We start from the raw sequence: 18,336 nt of genomic DNA on the forward strand, positions 1-18,336 counted from the left end.
TATATGGATAAAAATGAAAATCTGCCCGCAGGATTTATAGGAGTATTGGTAGCCTTCTTTGGAGCAGTACTTTTTTCAACCAAAGCCATCATAGTTAAGCTGGCATTTGCAGATGTAAAAGTGGATGCATTGACATTGCTTACACTACGCATGGTATTTTCCCTGCCTTTTTACCTTTTAGCTGCCATCCTTATTACAAAAAACCCTGAAAACGTTCAATTGTCCCGAAAAGAATGGATGTATACAATAGGCCTGGGTTTATTTGGTTATTACCTGAGCAGCCTTTTTGATTTTATAGGACTGCAGTATATATCAGCGGGATTGGAGAGACTGATATTATTTCTGTATCCTTCCTTTGCTGTGCTGATCAACGCTTTTGTTTTCAAGGAACCGATCAGGCGTAATGAAGGCGTCGCACTTTTACTGACCTATATGGGCATTGGAATAGCCTATTATGGGGAACTCCATGTTGACACCTCCAATCCTCATTTCTTCCTGGGAACGATATTGGTTTTTCTATGTTCCATTACCTATTCAATTTATATAGCGGGTAGTGGTAAAATGATCCCAAGGGTCGGGGCCAATAAATTTACATCCTATGCCCTTTTGGCTTCAACGGCTGGTGTGTTTGTTCATTACCTGGTAAGGGGGCAATACGATGTGTTTCAATCTGGCATGGGGCTATGGTGGTATGGGATCGTGCTGGCGCTGGTAATAGGTACCTTGCTGGTATTGACAGGTGTCTTATTATTGGTTGTAAAAACGAAAAAAGTGGAGGTTGTTTGATGTTGGATTAGTGAGGAAAGCTATATTTGCACTCCCCCGCCCGGGTGGCGAAATTGGTAGACGCACCGTCTTCAGGTGGCGGCGCCGCGAGGTGTGCTGGTTCGAATCCAGTCCCGGGCACAAGGCCTTCTCTGCGAAAGCAGAGGGGCTTTTTTGTTTGGGAGTGGAGAAAGCATGCATAGACAATACATAGTTTAATACAATTTACTGCATGCTTTCAAACCACGGACAAACAGAAAAGCCCAGCGACACGGAGTGGAGCGAAGGCCTTGGGTAAGACCACATATTCATAGATCATGTAATAATCCATTCCTATCAGAAAATGTTTTATTGGGGTAGTCTAACTTGCCTGCAGGCAGAAACAAATAAAAAGCCCTGCGGCCGACGAAGGAGGCCGGGGTCTTTGGGTAAGACCAGATATTCCTGGATCATGAAATAATCCAGTCTCAAGTAAAAAGCCTGGTCTTATACGTCAACTTACAATACCTGTTTTTTTAACTACATTTAAAAATGGGCATTCCAGGAAGACGCAAATTATTTGCAGCCATTCTTTTCTTTTGTTCACAATTTGCCTTCTCTCAAAGCAAATACCTGGATTCTTTACACCAATTATTACAAGGCCAAAAAGAGGATTCCAATAAAATAAACCTTCTAACAGCGATTGGCACCACTAATCTTTATAATAATCCTGAGACAGCACTAGCTTACGCTCATAAAGCACTAATCCTTTCAACCAAACTTCAATATCTACCCGGATTAATGAACTCGGGATTTATTTTAAGCTCTTCCTATACAACTTTAGGTAATTACCCATTAGCCATTGACTATGGCTATAAAACACTCACACTTGCTAAAAAAAGCAGACAACCGCTCCAGATCATTTGGGCTAATGCACAATTGGCCCAATGTTATTTTTACCTGGGTGACTATAAAACCAGCCTGCAATTCGACAGAAATATTTTAGCAGTAGTTCAGAAATATTTCCCCGATAGTGCCGCTTTTGTGTATAGCGACCTTTCAAAAATATTTGAAAGAACCGGTCACCCTGATTCCGCCCTGATCTATGCCAATAAATGCTATGACCAAATAAAAAAATGGCAGTATCAAAATTGGTATACTGTCATTTACCCTGTTTTAGGAAATGCATATGCCTCAGTCAAAAAGTATGATTCAGCATTATACTATCTCAGAATGGGAATTCCTATCTGCACAATAAAAGAAAACACTACCGACCTTATTGACATTTACAATAGCATTGCCAATATTTATTATATTCTACACAACAATGATTCCGTTATTCATTATGCTAAAAATATAGTAGCGCTGAAAACCACTTTCTCCTATCCTAATGGGCTATTAAGAGCTGCGGAACAATTGACTGAAATATATGGTAGTTTAAATGAGCCTGATAGTACGCTGAAATATCTGAGAATAGCTTCGGGCATAAAAGATAGTTTATTTAACAGGGATAAGACCATTGCTATTCAGAATATAGCTTATAAAGAACAGGAAAAACAAAAAGCGATAGAAGATGCGCAATTAAGATTAAAGAATCAGTTTACCTTGTATTTTGTAATAGCCCTCTGTGCTATTGTGTTGATTACAGGATATGTTTTATTTAGATTAAGAAGGTCAAAACAACTTCAAAACATGCGAAACAGTATCGCAAATGATCTTCATGACGATATAGGATCAACCTTAAGCAGCATCAGTATTTTGAATGAACTTGCCAAGTCAAAGGCCCCCGGGGCAATCCCTCTATTAAATTCTATCGGGGAAAGTACTGTAACCATCCAGGAAAATATGAATGATATAGTGTGGGCTGTAAATCCTGGGAATGACGCTTTCGCCAATGTTCTGCAGCGCATGAATCAATTTGCATTTGAAATATTAGATGCCAGGAATGTTGAAACGATTATTCAGAATGATGATGCAGTTAAAAATATAAGGCTTACTATGGTTCAGCGAAAGAATTTATATCTTTTTTTTAAAGAAGTCATCAATAATATTGCAAAACACGCAAATGCTAAAAAGGTTATGATTCAAATTCATAAAAAGCACAACTTTCTTGAAATGATAATAGAAGATGATGGAAAGGGCTTTAACACCATAGAAGTTTTTCATAGCAATGGCATGAATACACTAAAAAAACGGGCGATAGAATTAAATGCTGTTTATACCCTTTCTTCCAAAATTAATAGTGGCACCCAGGTGAAACTATCATTCAAAATCACCTGAACAGATGAACTTTTAGTAACTTAAAAATGCTATTACTTTACAGTTGCCATGGAATTGAAGGTTGCCATATTTGAAGACAACAATGTACTCCGTCACAGTCTCCAGCAGTTGATCAATGATACAGCAGGAATGATTTGTACAGGAGCATTTGCTGATGCCAACAGGCTGATTGGAAATATGCAACTGTCTAATCCTGATGTTGTACTGATGGATATCAATATGCCTGGTGTTTCGGGTATAGAAGCCGCTCAATTAGTAAAAAAGCATTTACCGCATGTCCGGATTTTAATGCAAACAGTTTTTGAAGAAAGTGACAAAATATTTGCTGCTATATGTGCAGGGGCTTCAGGTTATATTCTTAAAAAAACAAGTCCTCAAAAAATTATTGAAGCTATAACAGAGATACATGCAGGAGGTTTTCCTATGACACCTTCTATTGCCGGAAAGGTCTTAGACTTACTCAGGTTGCAAAATAAAGAAACAAAAAGCGAGTTTATTCAGTTGTCTGAGCGAGAGAAAGAAATTTTAGGTTTGCTGGTTAAAGGAAAATCTTATAAAGCCATAGCATCGATGTGTTTTATTTCAATAGATACTGTCAGTACACACATAAAGCATATATACGAAAAACTACATGTACATTCAAAAAGTGAAGCAGTGGTAAAAGCAATCAACCATAAATTGATTTAGTGTATCAGGTACCACAGCTCCTTGCCTTTCTAACCGGTATTTCAACTTCAAACTTCTTCTTTATAAATCACCTGTTTAGGTGATTGCCAGGGCTTGGGGGTACTGCTACCTTTAAGTAATAAACTAATCATTGCTTTATCGGTGGATTTATGAGTGAAAATATAACCAAGGTGCCTGCACCCTCTTTTATAAAACATTTAACCAGCAATAAACAGACAACCAAAACCTCAGGAAGGAAATATTATTTCTTTGCCGTGATGGCAATAATTTTCCCTGTGATTGCTTTTTTGGGCTTTGTGCCAAGTTATATGGCGATGAATGCTGGACAATTCAAAATTCACTGGCTCGCACATGTTCACGGAGCATTAATGTTAGCTTGGTTGGTAGTGTACTTATTACAGGCTATTCTCGCCGTAAGAGGTAATTTTATATACCATAAGAAATTGGGCCTCTATTCGGTTGCGCTTGGCATTTTAATTTGGATTTCTATGGGGGTAGTATCCGCACGGGCTTTAATTGGTAATCCCACTCCTATAGACAGTTTTCTATTCGATATTTTACTGGTCCAGTTATACATTATGCAAGTGTTTGCGATCTTTTTTACCTGGGGCTTACTGGCAAGGAAAAATGCGGAAGCACACAAAAGACTTATTTTTTTAGCCACACTAGTGTTAATACAAGCAGCTATTGACCGGATTCCATTTTTGCAATCTGCATTCATGCAGTATGCTGCCCTGGACTTACTCTTGCTACCATTATTTATTTATGACTGGATTACATTAAAGCATATTCATAAAATTACCTGGATTGGACTATTGGTATATATCGCTGCGCAGGCGATTGTTATTAATAGTTTTGGTTCGCCATCCTGGCATCAGTTCTGGTTCCATTTCATAAACAGATTCAAACAAGGATAAGAACTGTTTCTTCTGCCGGCAACTTTTTGTTACTGAAACCAATATATCTCTACACTATAAAATACCTTCATCTTCTTATCAATATAACATTGATACTTAAGTGAATTGTGGCAGGGTTTACTGTACAGCTATCATTCCAGAATATAGAATTCTAATGATTTTAATCATTGTATGGAGTTTTAAATTGGAATACCTTACGGGTAGCTAACCGAAATATTTTTATATGTCACTGTATAAAAATTTCATACTCCTGCTGGTATCAGTCCTTACAATCAATACTACTTATTCCCAGCAGCGCAAATTCCCTACTCCTGCTTATGCTGACACTATAACTAACCCTTTGAAAGGAGATGTTTCCTCTATCCCGGAAGGTAAAAAGATATATACCAGGTTTTGCGTAACCTGCCATGGCAATAAAGGCAAAGGTGATGGTATTGCTGCACCCGGTCTTGCCAAACCACCAGCCGATCATACATCCGACTTCGTTCAAAAACAAAAAGATGGTGCACTGTTCTGGATCATTACAGCAGGCAACAGGCCAATGCCCACTTATAAAACAACATTAACGACAGCCCAGCGGTGGCAGGTAGTCAATTACATACGCACATTAGCCAAAGAAAAAAAGAGTTAGCCATGAAAAAGCTATACCTGTCTTTCCTGTGTTTGTTAATCATTCAATTATTACAGGCACAAATTGCAACCGAAAATAACGAGCAGGTTGCCCCTCCTTCCAGTTCAGGCCAAAATAACTTCGCTGTTTTTGGGAATGCAGAAATGACCTATTCCTCCAATAAAAACAACAAGCAGTTTGGTGACCTGAATTTCAAGCCCATCTTTCTCTGGAAAATATCGGAAAATCTTTTTGTGGAAGCGGAACCTGAGTTTGAAACCGGAGGAGGCGAACTTGATATAGGTCTTGAATACGCCAATATGTGCTATTTCGTAAACCCGTACCTTACCCTCCATGCAGGGAGGTTTCTACCTAAGTTTGGAGCCTACCGGGGACGCATGGGCGAAGGCTTTATCAACCGTTTCCCCACCGACCCGGTTGGTTTTGGTGATGGCGGCATTGGTGCCATGAATGAAGTGGGTGTTGGCGCATTAGGTGGATTTGGTGTTGGCGGTTCCAAAATCAGTTATGACCTCTATATTTCAAATGGCCCTATCCTTTTGACTGATCCGGAAAATGCGGGACAGTTTGATTATGAAGGTTACATTGGCAATAACAACGGTAAAGCCATTGGGGGCAGGCTGGCAATTCTTCCACTTTCCAATTCAAGCCTGGAGCTGGGTTTTTCATTCCAGCATAAGAATAAAACAGGAGATATAGGTTGTCCTTTTGAGAAAGTCAGCCTGGATATGCAGGCTGTAGACCTGAATTATTATTCGCATCTTACGCCACTACAAAGCGACTTGAGACTGATTGGAGAATGGAAGCACCAGAAGACTGGCCAGGTAAGCTATTATAAGGCTGACAGCAGTCTTTATAGCTTTTCCAATTCGCCTTCAGCTTTCTATGCCACAGCTACGCTGCGTCCATCGCATGTACACAATACTTTCATTCACAACCTGGAGCTGGCAGCCAGGTACTCTGAATTTAAACGACCCGTTGATGCTCCATGGGGCGGTAGCGATACACACCAATTTGCTGTTTCTCTGGATTACTGGTTGCACTGGAACAGTTTGTTGAAACTTACCTACCAGACTGAGAAAGACGAACCTAACCTGTTTATAGCACAAGTTGTTTTTGGATTTTAAAAACCAATGCAATGAAAAAGTATATACTACTCTCAATAACTATAATGCTAGTATTGGTCACTGCCCTGTCTTCATTGTATAGTTGCGCAGTTTCCCAACAGGTAACTGATAAAACAGGCACTCAATTATGGGGTGAGAATTGTGGTCGTTGTCACAATGCACCCGGCCCGGGTGAATTCAGTGCAGTCAACTGGGATATTGTTGGCAAGCATATGAAAGTAAGGGCCAACGTTACTGACGCCGAAGAAAAGAAAATAATTGAATACCTGAAATCAACGGGTAATTAATATCAGTGATCAATGTGGTGATTTCGATTGATAAATCATTACAATCAAATGCATTTAATATATAAGCTTACTATTTGATCTTAGATGCTCCCGGTGGTTTTTATTTTACACATCCTACAGGAAGTTAACAGGGGTCATTTATTGGTCTTATATTTATTATGATGAAACTTTTAATGCTTGCTTTAGCTGGAATCATTATTTGCATCAGTGCCCCCAGTTTCGCTCAAAAAACCATCCGTTTACAATCACCAGACGCCAGTATAGAATATATATTTCAAATAAAAGATCATCAACCAGTATATAGTGTGGTCTATAAAGGAAAGAATCTTATAAAAAATTCAGCATTAGGTTGGTCATTCCTGGAAAAAGGAAGTTTTCAAAATAACCTGAAAATTCTTCCCGTTAGTTTTAGTGAGGCAACAGAAAAATATGAACTCCCATTGGGCAAATCAAGCCTGGTCAACACACATTATAAGCAGGTGATCATTCCACTGGAAGAAAGGAAGGCAGGAATAAAATTAAACTTAATAGCCAGGGCCTTTAATGATGGTCTTGCATTTCGGTATGAAGTACCAGAACAAAAAAACTGGAAAACCTTTTCATTGACAGATGAGCATACCGAATTCAAACTGGAAGGAGATCCGAAAGTAAGGGCTTTGTTCCTGCCGGGTTACACTACCTCTCATGAAGGTGAATACAGCTACCTGCCGTGGAGTAAAGTAAAGGAAGACACCTTAATGGATATGCCAGCCTTATTTGAATTTCCGTCCAATACCTATATGGCCATTACGGAAGCTGCCTTGCTCGATTTTGCGGGCATGTACCTGTGCAAGCAAAACGGCATCCTTAGAGGCAGACTTTCTCCCTTACCCGGACAGCAGGATATTAAAGTAAAAGCCAGGCTACCACATCAAAGCCCCTGGCGGGTATTAATGATCAGTGATAGGATCAGTGCACTTATCGAGTCAAATATATTAACCAGCCTGAGTCCTCCCTGCAAAATAAAGGATGTCTCATGGATCAGGCCAGGCAAAACAACATTTCCCTGGTGGAACGGCAGCATAATCCCGGATACTACGTTTGCGCCAGGCAATAATTTTGAAAATAACCAGTACTATATAGATTTCTGCGCCCGCATGGACTGGAATATCATACAGTAGTGGAAAGTTGTGGTCATGAATGGTACACCAATGACGGGGAAGGTTACCAGGCCGGAGCACATGCAGATGTTACAAAACCAGTAAGTGGAATTGACATGAAACAGATCTGCGATTATGCAAAAAGCAAAGGTGTAGGTGTCAGGGTTTGGGTACATTGGAAAGCCTTATATCCGCAACTCGATACTGCCTTTGCGGTTTTTGAAAAATGGGGCTTATCTGGGATGATGGTTGATTTCATGGACAGGGACGATCAGGAGATGGTGAACATACAGGAAGAAATACTACAAAAAGCGGCCGCCCACAAACTTCATATTCAATACCACGGAGCCTATAAACCTACCGGCCTTTCACGTACTTACCCAAACGAGATTACCCGGGAAGGCACATTGAATTATGAAGTGAATAAATGGGAAAAGCGCATCACTCCGGATCATGATCTGAATATTATTTTTACCCGCATGCTTGCCGGCCCTACTGACTATCACCTGGGAGGGTTCAGGGCAGTTCCTGATTCACTCTTTAAGGTTCAATACACCAGGCCTTTACAGCTAGGCACACGATGTCATATGCTGGCTATGTATGTTGTTTTGGAAAATTACCTCGGCATGGTATGCGATTACCCGGCCGCCTATGAAGGGCAACCCGGATTTGAATTTCTGAAAATAGTACCCACGGTATGGGATGAAACAAAAGTACTGGACGCTAAGGTGGGTGAATATATTGTCATTGCAAGGAGGAAAGGAAACGACTGGTATGTAGGTGCCATCACGGGGCATGAAGGCCGGATTATACAGTTCGATTGTAGTTTTTTGGAAAATGGAAACTGGGAAACCACTACCTTTTCAGACACTGAGGATGCCGGCGTTCATCCCAACAGGGTTGATAAACAAATAAAAATGATTTCATCCAATGCTCACATTGAATTAAAACTGGCAGCCGGTGGCGGGGCTGTCATGCACATTGCAAAGAAATAAATTATTCAACAACATTATATTAATATGGAGAATGTACCTGGTCAAAAAATATTAACCATAGATATTGGAGGCTCACATGTAAAAGCTGTGATACTAAATGCTCAGGGTGCACTTATTAGTGACTATAAAAGAGTGCCTACTCCTGTTCCTGCAACCCCCGAAGCAATACTCACGGCAATTAAAGGAATGGTTACTGAATTTATTTTTGATAAAGTTTCTGTAGGCTTTCCCGGTTATGTGAAAAATGGAATTGTGGAGACCGCTCCTAATTTAGGAACTGAATCATGGAGCCATTATAATCTTGCCCAGGCCCTTTCTGAAAGCTTACAAAAACCAGTAAAGGTGGTGAATGATGCCGACCTGCAGGGTCTGGGTCTTGCCAAAGGGAAAGGCCTGGAATTAGTTATCACCCTGGGTACTGGATTTGGAACTGCAATGATCAATGATGGAGTATTGCTTCCACATTTAGAAATGGCTCATCACCCGGTTACCAAAAACCAAACCTATGACGAATACATTGGACAAAAGGCACTGGATAAAATAGGAAAGAAACGCTGGAACAAAAGAATGAAAAATGTGATTGGCATATTGATCACTGTCTTCCACTATGATTTTTTATCCATAAGCGGGGGTAATGCAGACAAGTTAACATTCAAACTGGATTCAAACATTAGTATAGATTCAAACAGGGATGGTATAAAAGGTGGTGCCAAACTTTGGTCAATGTAAACAGGCTCAACACCTATATCTGATTTCTTTCCTGTATTAGGCATGTGATCAAAGCCGTCCAACCGGTTTGATGGCTGGCGCCTAATCCTCTTGAATTGTCGCCATGAAAATATTCATGGAATAATACAAGATCTTTATTTTCTGCTTTTTTATAGAAATCGTTATAGGGTCCATATAAAGGCCTGTTACCTTTATCATTTCGAAGGAAAATGCCTATCAGTTTATCGGTGAGAAAGTCGGCCACCTGTTTTAGATTCATTTGGGTGCCTGAGCCAGTTGGACAATTAACAAGCAAGGTATCACCATAAAAAGCATAATATTTATGAATGGCTTTAATAATTAAATAATTGACAGGCATCCATACAGGGCCACGCCAATTGGAATTGCCTCCAAAAAGACCTGAAGTAGCATCCCCGGGATCGTATTGTACATGGAATTGATTGCCTTCTATATTGGCTTCATAAGGATGCATTTCATGATATTTTGAGAGGGCTCTTATACCTCCGGGTGATAGAAATTCTGATTCATCCAGTAAGCGTTCCATCAATTTTACCAGTTTGTCCCTGTGAACAAGTGATAAAAGAGTCAGCTGCTGGTGGTCATTCTCTTCGTTTGGTAAATACTTATTATTATGCATCCTGTATTCCTTCAACCAACCCATTCTTTTTTTCAGGTCACTCAATTTCTGCAGCTTTTCTTTACTGATAACGGAAACAGCCAATAGGGGCGTGATACCTACAATGGACCGCACTTTTAATGGCATTGTCGTTGACCCATTGACCAGAAGCATATCATAAAAGAACTGGTCTTCCTGGTTCCAGAGACCTAATTCATTTAAAGCTTCCGCGATCAATACGAAATGTTCATAAAATTTGGTGCAGCTATCTTCAAAAGATGGGTCGTGAACAGCAATTTCAAGAGCCATATCCATCATGTTCAATGCATACATTCCCATCCAGCTGGTGCCATCCGCCTGTTCCAAAAGCACACCACCAGGCGTGCTGCTCCTGTTAAAGACCCCTATATTATCAAGTCCTAAAAAGCCTCCTTCAAAAACATTATTACCATTGATATCTTCCCTGTTGGTCCACCAGGTAAAATTCAGCATGAGCTTCTGGAATATTTTCTTCAGAAAGGAAACATCGCCGCTTCCATTTTTTTCCTTTTCAATCCGGTATATCTCTATGGCACAAAAAGCATGTACCGGGGGATTGACGTCACTAAAATTCCATTCATAGGCAGGTAATTGTCCCTGTGGATTCATGTACCATTCCCGCATGATGAGGATCATTTGATTCTTGGCAAAAACGGGGTCTATCACAGCGAAGGATATACATTGAAAAGCAGTGTCCCATGCCGCATACCATGGGTATTCCCATTTATCCGGCATGACGATAACATCCTGGTTTTTTAAATATTTCCAGGTATGGTTTCGCCCGTTTAACCTTTCAACAGTTTTGGGACTGATACCATCAGATGCACTGATCCAACGCTCCAGGTCATAATGATAATATTGTTTGTTCCACAGTAATCCGGCGTAAGCCAGCCGCTGTATATTTTTCAATTCCTGTGGCAGGTTTTCGGCCATTACAGAGGCATAGAATTCATCTGCTTCCTTTTTTCGCAGTTGAAACAGTTCCTCGAAATCATCTTCAAAAGGCACTGGTTCCAACTGGTCGGACATGCGCAGGTATATGTCTTTTGAATTTCCTGGGTCAATAGTCAATTGGTACAGCGGAGAAAATTTTGTTCCTTCCTTTTGAGATGTAACTAAGGCAAGATCCTTCTTAATGACTGCTTCATGAAAGGCATCTTTTAAACGGCTATATGCATTTGGCTTCCCAAACAATTTTTCATTGTTGGTTTCATTCTCTGTAAACAAAAGTGCTGAAGCTTCTTTAAAATACAAATAATACGATCCCAGGCGCTCATGATCTGCTCTTACTGACTGCTGATCTATTAAACTAATTACAGGTCTTTTTTGTAGTCCTCCATATTGCCAACGATTATAAAACCATAAAGTAGGTAACACAGAAATGAAAGCAGCATCTGTCGCCTTGTTACTGATCCGGATCTTTATAAAAATATCATTATCGCTTTTTTTAGCGTATTCAACATCCACATCAAAATACTTATTATCATCAAATATGCCAGTATCCAGTAATTCGTATTCAGGATCCTGCCTTGTCCTTTTCTTATTTTCTTCATTTAATTCAGCATAGGGGAAGGCGGCTTGAGGATATTTGTAGAGATACCGCATATAATAGTGAGAGGGAACATTGTCAAGGTAATAATACAATTCCTTTACATCTTCTCCATGGTTGCCTTCAGGATTGGTCAAACCAAACAACCGTTCTTTTAAAATGGGATCCTTACCATTCCAAAGGGAAATGGCAAAACAAAGGTTTTGGAAATAATCGCTTATACCGGCCAGGCCATCCTCTCCCCATAAATAAGCACGGCTGCGGGCATGGTCATGGGGAAAGTAATTCCATGCATCTCCGTTCTGACTATAATCCTCTCTTATTGTTCCCCATTGTCGTTCGCTTACATAAGGGCCCCATTTAGCAAGAGGGACATCTTTACCGGCACTTTGCTGTAAGCGCCTGGATTCTGCATTCGGGTTTTCATCCGTTTTCATGTACTATAAAAATACTTATAACGAATGGGCTTAGTAATAAATATACAGGATGAATTGAATCAAACTTTCCAATATAAGAGAGCAGATTACCTGCTTACTTATATTGCTTTAGCAATGCCCTGGCTTTTTTCCCGGACTCCTTTATCTCCTTATCGGTCCAATTACCAAAGGAAGAAGCACGGGGATAGAGAACGGAGCAGGTTTCGTCTTTATCAGACACCGACCAGGTGATCCAGCTGATCTTATTTTCTTCGGCCCACACGATCCATTTCTGCCACTCCGCATCATTCAATGCACCATCACCAGTTGCTTCCATTCCTGCAGATTCTGATATAAATATGGGTATTCCTTTATTGAGGGCATAGTTACAACGATCCCTGAGCTCCTGTTTGTGGGTGGCAGCATAAAAATGAACCGTGTACATAATATTCTCAAAGCCAGCCAATGGAGCATCAGCCACAAGGTGAATATCCTGGTCCCAATGAGGATTGCCAATTAAAATAATATTATCAGGATCATGTTTCCTGATCACCTGGATCACTTCAGCTGCATAGTTCTTTACATCTTGCCAGCTTTCCTGGTCAGGTTCATTGAATAGTTCATAGATAACATTGGGGTATTTCCCATATTCACTGGCCATTTCAGCAAAAAAGGTTTTTGCCTCCGCCAGGTTGATATTATGACTATGCCAATCGATGATCACATAGATACCCGATTTGATGGCTCCATCTATCACCGCCTTGATCTTTTTTACAGAACCCTCAGGGTCTTCTTTATACCCTCCTTTTGGTTCCACGCCCATGGCTGCCCGGACAACGGAGCAATTCCAATCGCTGGCAAGCCAGGCAACTGCAGCTGGATTGTAAAAACGTGGCCAGAAGTTATGCCAGCCAAAACTCATCCCCCGCAAGACAATGGGTATGCCCTTGTCATCGCATAATTGGGAGCCTTTAACCTGCAGTTGTCCATGAACTTTTGCGGGTTGGGCATACACAAACCGCAATATGAAAAAGGAGAAGATTAACATGAACAGGTATTTACATTTCATGGTTCTTTATTTTACAACAACAGGAATATAAATGTGAATTCCCAATGAATCATGGAGAGTTAAAATAATTGAAATCACAGTTGAAATAGTACCGGAAAATAACAATAAAAAGTCTGATAGTATTTTGTTTTGATTTTTAATATTATTGCAGTCAATCAACCATACCCAACATGAATAATTTATTTTCCTTTTTTCAATACTGTTTTTTAAAGGAAGGCAAGATAAAACGTTATACATAGCAAATCCTTAAAGCTATAGTCCGAACTACTCCTTTAACCATTCAAAATCTTATCTATTTTTTTAACCAAAACATACACAATGAAATTAAAGTCGCTTTCTTTACTATCTTTTCTTCTTATTTTTTTAGCCAGTACCAGTATTGCTCAAAACTGCGATCCCTGGATTGTACAGATATATAAAGAACTGTATAATACTTCACCCACAGCAAAGGAATGTGATATCAAAAATTATAACAATGGTAGCTGGAATAGTTATAGTGAGCTCAAGGGGTATATTAAACAATATAAAACTATCGGAACGGGACAAAAGATCAACCTAACCTGGCAATACACTCCTTCAGAGGTCACAGGAGATCAATGGATAACCCAAATTTATAAGGAGGAATATGGCAGAAAGCCTAATGCATGGGAATACAATATTCAAAACTATAATGAAGGCCATTGGCGTACCTATGATGAACTAAAAAATCTGGTCAGGCAATACCAATCCAGTGTGGCCAGTGCCGGAATGTTCTTAGATCTTTATGACCTGGGCAATGGACGTTTTGTAGTAGATCTGAAGATCAATGGAAAATCGGTAGCCGTAAGTATGATTGAGGGACGAGGCGGAAATGTGGTAGCATCCGGAGGTGCCAATGTGGTAGCCGCAGGTGGTGGCAACGTTGTGGCTTCTGGCGGGGCTAATGTAGTAGCGCCAGGTGGTGCAAATGTAGTAGCCCCTGGTGGTGCTAATGTGGTGGCTTCGGGCGGTGGAAATGTAATAGCACCAGGTGGTGGAAACCTTGTAATTAATCCTAATGTACAGGGTTTCAGACCAGGATCCATTTATCGTATTCAATCTGGAGCGAACAGAACTATTAAAACAACAGGAAGAGGCGGTATTATTATCAGATAATTATTCAAAAAGAAAAACCATCGTTGTCGATGGTTTTTCTTTAATTCTTTGCAGGTAACTGTTGCTGTTCATAGCTCTCAGGATTTCTCTTTGATAACCAAAAAAATACTTTCCGTAAGGCCTGTAACTTCATGTAAAACGTTTACCGGTATTTCAAACGTGGAGAGTTCATTCAATTCCGTTCTGCTTCCTTCCATTTCAAAAATTATTGAACCCTTTAATACTACCAGCAAAGCTGGAATGGGTGATATATGTTTTTTTAATACCTGGTCCTTCTTCAGGCCAATGGCAATCACATTGCTTTTCTCTGTGTTTTTGATCTGCAAAACCGCAGGTTTTTCATCTGACAATTGTAATGCTTCTGTAATGACCATAATTATGATTTAAAGTAGGGCTCTAGTAGTTTATTAAAATTTACTTAGCTATTGAAAATTTATACACAGAATTGGAATGATACTCGTTGCCTGGTAGTAAAACTGTACTGGGAAAAGAAGGCTGATTAGGCGAATCAGGGAAATGCTGTGTTTCAAGGCAGAAAGCTGTTCTGAACGCATCTTTTGCTCCCGTTTTAAAACTGTTCTGACCCTGCATAAAATTACCTCCATAAAACTGTAAACCCGGTTCTGTAGTAAAGATGTCCATAATAATACCTGATTTGTCAGCCTTAATGGTAGCTGCATGATTTAATCCTTGTTTCCCCGTAGCGTCAAGGACAAAGTTGTGATCATAACCTTTACCAAATTTCAGTTGCTCATTGTTATCGTTGACCCTTTTGCCAATAGTTGTCGGTTGGCGAAAATCAAATGGTGTTCCTGCCACTGGCTCTATTTTACCTATAGGGATCAGCGTTGAATCAACCGGCGTATAATTATTGGCATTTACCTGCAACATATGATCATTGATAGTACCACTACCCTCTCCATTCAAATTAAAGAAAGCATGATTGGTAAGATTGACAACAGTCTTTTTATCTGTCGTGGCCTTATAATCCATTTTCAATGCATTATCTGCACTTAATGAATAGGTCACTGTAACATTCAAATTTCCAGGGAAACCTTCTTCACCATCCTTTGAAAGGTAGTTGAGGACCAATGTCGAATCATTTGGCTGGTTGGCATCCCATACCACTTCCTGGAATCCATTCTTGCCACCATGCAATGTATTACGGCCATTATTAACAGACAATGTATATTCTCTCCCGTCAAGGCCAAACCTGCCATTGGCGATCCGGTTTCCGTACCGACCAATAGTTCCGCCAAAGTATCTTTCTGTTGCTTTCTGGTAGCCTTCCTGGCTATCAAAACCTACAACTACATCCACGGGCTTTCCATCTTTTCCCGGCACCAGCAAACTAACCAGACGACCTCCATAATTGGTAAAGGCAGCCTCCATCCCGTTCTGATTCTTCAAAATATATAAACGCGTAGCCTTGCCATTTATAGTATCAGAAAATTTCCCTGGATCTGGTAAGGCATATCCTTTGGTTTGAGATTTTTCCTGTGGCTCCTTTGTATTACTGTTCCCATCATTACAGGCAGAAATCAAAGTATATAAAAACAGGGAACCGGAAATAAACAGGATGTTGCGTCGCTTCATATTGAGTGGAATTTAATAATTGAGTTTAATATTGGTGACGGTTGTGGGTAACCATACCTGCATGGAACTAGCTCCCCTGTTATTCCATGAATAATATGGAATGGCAGTAACTTTTTTAGTTGTAGTGACAACAGACTTTCCGTCTGCACTTACCTGCACAACATTAGCATCAAAGTCAATGGTACTGATCCCCCCTAATAATCCAGGTTGAAATGTTGATTCGAACTTTGGTTGTGCAGGCATGATGATATTCCAGGCATTGTCATTATTATCCTTTCCTTCCACGCAATAAACCAATGGACCATACTGTAATGCTATCCTGTCCTTATCCTGCTTTACCTCGGGGTTGCTGATCACCTGCCTTACTTCCATTGGAAATTGTATGGTTATGACATCCCCTTTTCTCCATGTCCTGTTGATCACAGCATAACCATCATTAATAGAATAGTCAGCAGCCTTACCATTTACACTGATCATTGGTTTGATTTCTTTGGTTTCTGCATATTGGTATAACTTGCCCGGAACCGGTTGATTCAACCATCCGGGAATACGCAGGTGCATACCAAATGTTTTCTTTTTTGCAGGATCCACCGTAATGCTCACATCGCCTTTCCAGGGATAGCCTGATAGCATATTTAAACCAATCGTGTTGCCATCTACTTTTACTTTGGTACTGCTTCCGATGAACAGGTTGACCCAGACACCTTTATCTCCTGTGCTATAAATGTAATTGCCCAGGGAGGCTACCAAACGTGCAATATTAGATGGGCAACATGCGGTTCCGAACCATTCACGACGATTTTGTGTTCCGGCTGAAGCCAATGGATTACCATAGAAGAACCGATCTCCACTTAAAGAGAGACCATCAAGGGCTCCATTGTATAAGCTCCTTTCCAATACATCAATATATTTTGCATTTCCTGTAAGCATATTCATACGTTGGTTCCAGAAGACCATTCCAACAGAAGCGCAGGTTTCACAATAAGCCTGGTCATTGGGCAGGTCATAATCGTCACCAAAGCCCTCATTCTTTGCCAATGCTCCTATGCCACCTGTCAGGTACATATTTCTATATACCACATCTTCCCAAACGGCATTCATGGCATTCATATAACCTGCATCACCGGTAACCGCTGCTACATCGGCTGTTCCGGTATATAAGTACATAGCCCGGACAGCATGCCCTGTTATATCTCTCTGATCCTTTACAGGTAATTCATCCTGGCAATATTTTGGATCTTTCCATTGGTCCCAGATAACTCCTTTTCCATAACCATGACCACGTTGGTCAAGAAACCATTTGGCTTCCTGGAGGTATTTGTCCTTGTTGGTAAGGTGATACAATTTCATCAAGGCAAGTTCTATTTCCTGGTGACCTGAAACCCAATGACGATCTTTCAAGCGGAACACTGAATCTATATGATCTGCCAGCTTAATGGCCACATCCAATATCTTTCTTTTACCGGTTGTATTATAGTAAGCGATGGCAGCCTCAATGAGATGACCAGCACAATAATCTTCATGCTTCTCCATATCGGTCCACCGATTTTCCAGACCCGTTAGTGTATAATAGGTATTGAGATACCCATCTGGTAACTGTGCGGCAGCAATTTTATCAATCCATTCATCTGCCTTTCGTTCAATTGCTGAATCGGGATGATTACGTAAAGAATAGGCCATCGCCTCCAACGCTTTATAAACATCAGAATCATCATAATAAACACCTTCATGTTTACCTTTTGTGTGCAGGGCTGCCTTTTCAAAATTGCGGATGCGACCTGTTTTGTTTTCTGTATAATCAATGCAGGCCCTAAGTGTAACATCTGCAACTTTATTCATTTTCGGGGTCCAGAAGTTATCGTTGATATATACTTCGGAAAAGTTTACAGGATATAATTTTTGAAGAGAGCCGGCCTGGGCCTGTGCTCCATTGCAAACAAGGATAAATGAAAATGTCTTCAGCCAGTTTCTCCACATACTAAGTGCTATTTAACCTATTTATTTTTTTACTGTTACACAGTTCTTACTCTCATATTGATAACAAAAGGAACTAAAGCAAGATACACTTGAAAGATATATGTTTTTCTTTCATGCAATTAACCTGGCATATACGGTTTTGGTAATGACTATTACTACCAGGTCATTCGCTTTTACTTAATGGATAACAATAATACTGGAATATGTCACCTGGAGATGGTAAAACCACCATTGTTGCAGCTTCAAGAATAAAAATGAATGAACCAGGAGAACTTATTGTAAAATAAGGGCAGGATAATGAAAAGCATTTCATTCCAACCAGGACACTTTTGGACATATAATTTATACTTATGGCATCTATTTGATTGTAGCTGTCCCTTGCCCTTTTGCAAGTTAGCAACTTA

General features: G+C 40.2%; 16 protein-coding genes and 1 tRNA gene. 12 read left to right on the forward strand and 5 right to left on the reverse strand.

Annotated elements, in window-relative coordinates:
- Nucleotides 1–3 precede the first annotated feature (3 nt).
- The 11 genes from BP74_RS15675 to BP74_RS15725 all read left to right on the forward strand — a co-directional run bounded on the left by BP74_RS15675 (nucleotide 4) and on the right by BP74_RS15725 (nucleotide 9,536).
- Nucleotides 4–786, forward strand: coding sequence for a DMT family transporter (locus BP74_RS15675; protein WP_496375342.1), 783 nt, complete (start codon nucleotides 4–6; stop codon nucleotides 784–786).
- A gap of 38 nt (nucleotides 787–824) precedes the next feature.
- Nucleotides 825–906 (forward strand) — tRNA-Leu (locus BP74_RS15680).
- Between the two features lie 390 nt (nucleotides 907–1,296).
- Nucleotides 1,297–3,024, forward strand: coding sequence for a tetratricopeptide repeat-containing sensor histidine kinase (locus tag BP74_RS15685; RefSeq protein WP_496375344.1), 1,728 nt, complete (start codon nucleotides 1,297–1,299; stop codon nucleotides 3,022–3,024).
- Between the two features lie 48 nt (nucleotides 3,025–3,072).
- On the forward strand, nucleotides 3,073–3,711 hold the full coding sequence (locus BP74_RS15690; RefSeq protein ID WP_496375346.1) for a response regulator: 639 nt from the start codon (nucleotides 3,073–3,075) through the stop codon (nucleotides 3,709–3,711).
- A 149-nt stretch (nucleotides 3,712–3,860) separates the two neighbouring features.
- Nucleotides 3,861–4,628 carry a hypothetical protein gene (locus tag BP74_RS15695; RefSeq protein WP_496375348.1) on the forward strand — a complete coding sequence of 256 codons (768 nt, stop codon included), beginning with the start codon at nucleotides 3,861–3,863 and terminating at the stop codon, nucleotides 4,626–4,628.
- A 223-nt stretch (nucleotides 4,629–4,851) separates the two neighbouring features.
- The gene (locus tag BP74_RS15700) at nucleotides 4,852–5,259 is read left to right on the forward strand and encodes a c-type cytochrome (protein ID WP_496375350.1); all 408 of its coding nucleotides are present in this window, start codon (nucleotides 4,852–4,854) and stop codon (nucleotides 5,257–5,259) included.
- Between the two features lie 2 nt (nucleotides 5,260–5,261).
- Nucleotides 5,262–6,386, forward strand: a complete 1,125-nt coding sequence (locus BP74_RS15705; RefSeq protein WP_496375352.1) for a hypothetical protein — start codon at nucleotides 5,262–5,264, stop codon at nucleotides 6,384–6,386.
- A gap of 11 nt (nucleotides 6,387–6,397) precedes the next feature.
- Entirely contained in the window at nucleotides 6,398–6,673 is a 276-nt protein-coding gene (locus tag BP74_RS15710; RefSeq protein WP_496375354.1) for a cytochrome c, read from the forward strand.
- A 158-nt stretch (nucleotides 6,674–6,831) separates the two neighbouring features.
- Complete coding sequence (locus BP74_RS15715; RefSeq protein WP_496375355.1) at nucleotides 6,832–7,833, forward strand: glycoside hydrolase family 97 N-terminal domain-containing protein; 1,002 nt, start codon at nucleotides 6,832–6,834, stop codon at nucleotides 7,831–7,833.
- A complete protein-coding gene (locus BP74_RS15720; RefSeq protein ID WP_496375357.1) occupies nucleotides 7,833–8,807 on the forward strand; it encodes a glycoside hydrolase family 97 catalytic domain-containing protein in 975 nt (324 codons plus the stop codon). Before BP74_RS15715 ends, BP74_RS15720 begins: the two co-directional genes overlap by 1 nt.
- 24 nt (nucleotides 8,808–8,831) lie before the next feature.
- Nucleotides 8,832–9,536 (forward strand): ROK family protein, encoded by a 705-nt coding sequence (locus tag BP74_RS15725; protein ID WP_496375359.1) that lies wholly within the window; start codon nucleotides 8,832–8,834, stop codon nucleotides 9,534–9,536.
- A gap of 13 nt (nucleotides 9,537–9,549) precedes the next feature.
- On the opposite strand, the gene BP74_RS15730 is transcribed toward BP74_RS15725, so the two are convergent.
- Entirely contained in the window at nucleotides 9,550–12,177 is a 2,628-nt protein-coding gene (locus tag BP74_RS15730) for an MGH1-like glycoside hydrolase domain-containing protein (RefSeq protein WP_496375361.1), read from the reverse strand.
- A gap of 94 nt (nucleotides 12,178–12,271) precedes the next feature.
- Nucleotides 12,272–13,225, reverse strand: coding sequence for a glycoside hydrolase family 5 protein (locus BP74_RS15735; RefSeq protein ID WP_496375363.1), 954 nt, complete (start codon nucleotides 13,223–13,225; stop codon nucleotides 12,272–12,274).
- A 318-nt stretch (nucleotides 13,226–13,543) separates the two neighbouring features.
- Here BP74_RS15735 and BP74_RS15740 point away from each other — a divergent pair, with 318 nt between their 5' ends.
- Nucleotides 13,544–14,359 carry a hypothetical protein gene (locus BP74_RS15740; RefSeq protein ID WP_496375365.1) on the forward strand — a complete coding sequence of 272 codons (816 nt, stop codon included), beginning with the start codon at nucleotides 13,544–13,546 and terminating at the stop codon, nucleotides 14,357–14,359.
- Between the two features lie 77 nt (nucleotides 14,360–14,436).
- On the opposite strand, the gene BP74_RS15745 is transcribed toward BP74_RS15740, so the two are convergent.
- Genes BP74_RS15745 through BP74_RS15755 form a run of 3 tightly spaced genes read right to left on the reverse strand, consistent with a single transcriptional unit; the run spans nucleotide 14,437 to nucleotide 17,932 of the window.
- A complete protein-coding gene (locus tag BP74_RS15745; RefSeq protein ID WP_496375367.1) occupies nucleotides 14,437–14,733 on the reverse strand; it encodes a cupin domain-containing protein in 297 nt (98 codons plus the stop codon).
- 40 nt (nucleotides 14,734–14,773) lie between these two features.
- Entirely contained in the window at nucleotides 14,774–15,955 is a 1,182-nt protein-coding gene (locus BP74_RS15750; protein ID WP_496375369.1) for an aldose epimerase family protein, read from the reverse strand.
- Nucleotides 15,956–15,967: 12 nt separating this feature from the next.
- Nucleotides 15,968–17,932 (reverse strand): glycoside hydrolase family 127 protein, encoded by a 1,965-nt coding sequence (locus BP74_RS15755; RefSeq protein WP_496375371.1) that lies wholly within the window; start codon nucleotides 17,930–17,932, stop codon nucleotides 15,968–15,970.
- Nucleotides 17,933–18,336: the final 404 nt, after the last annotated feature.

The sequence above is a fragment of the Flavisolibacter ginsengiterrae DSM 18136 genome, from assembly GCF_059568575.1.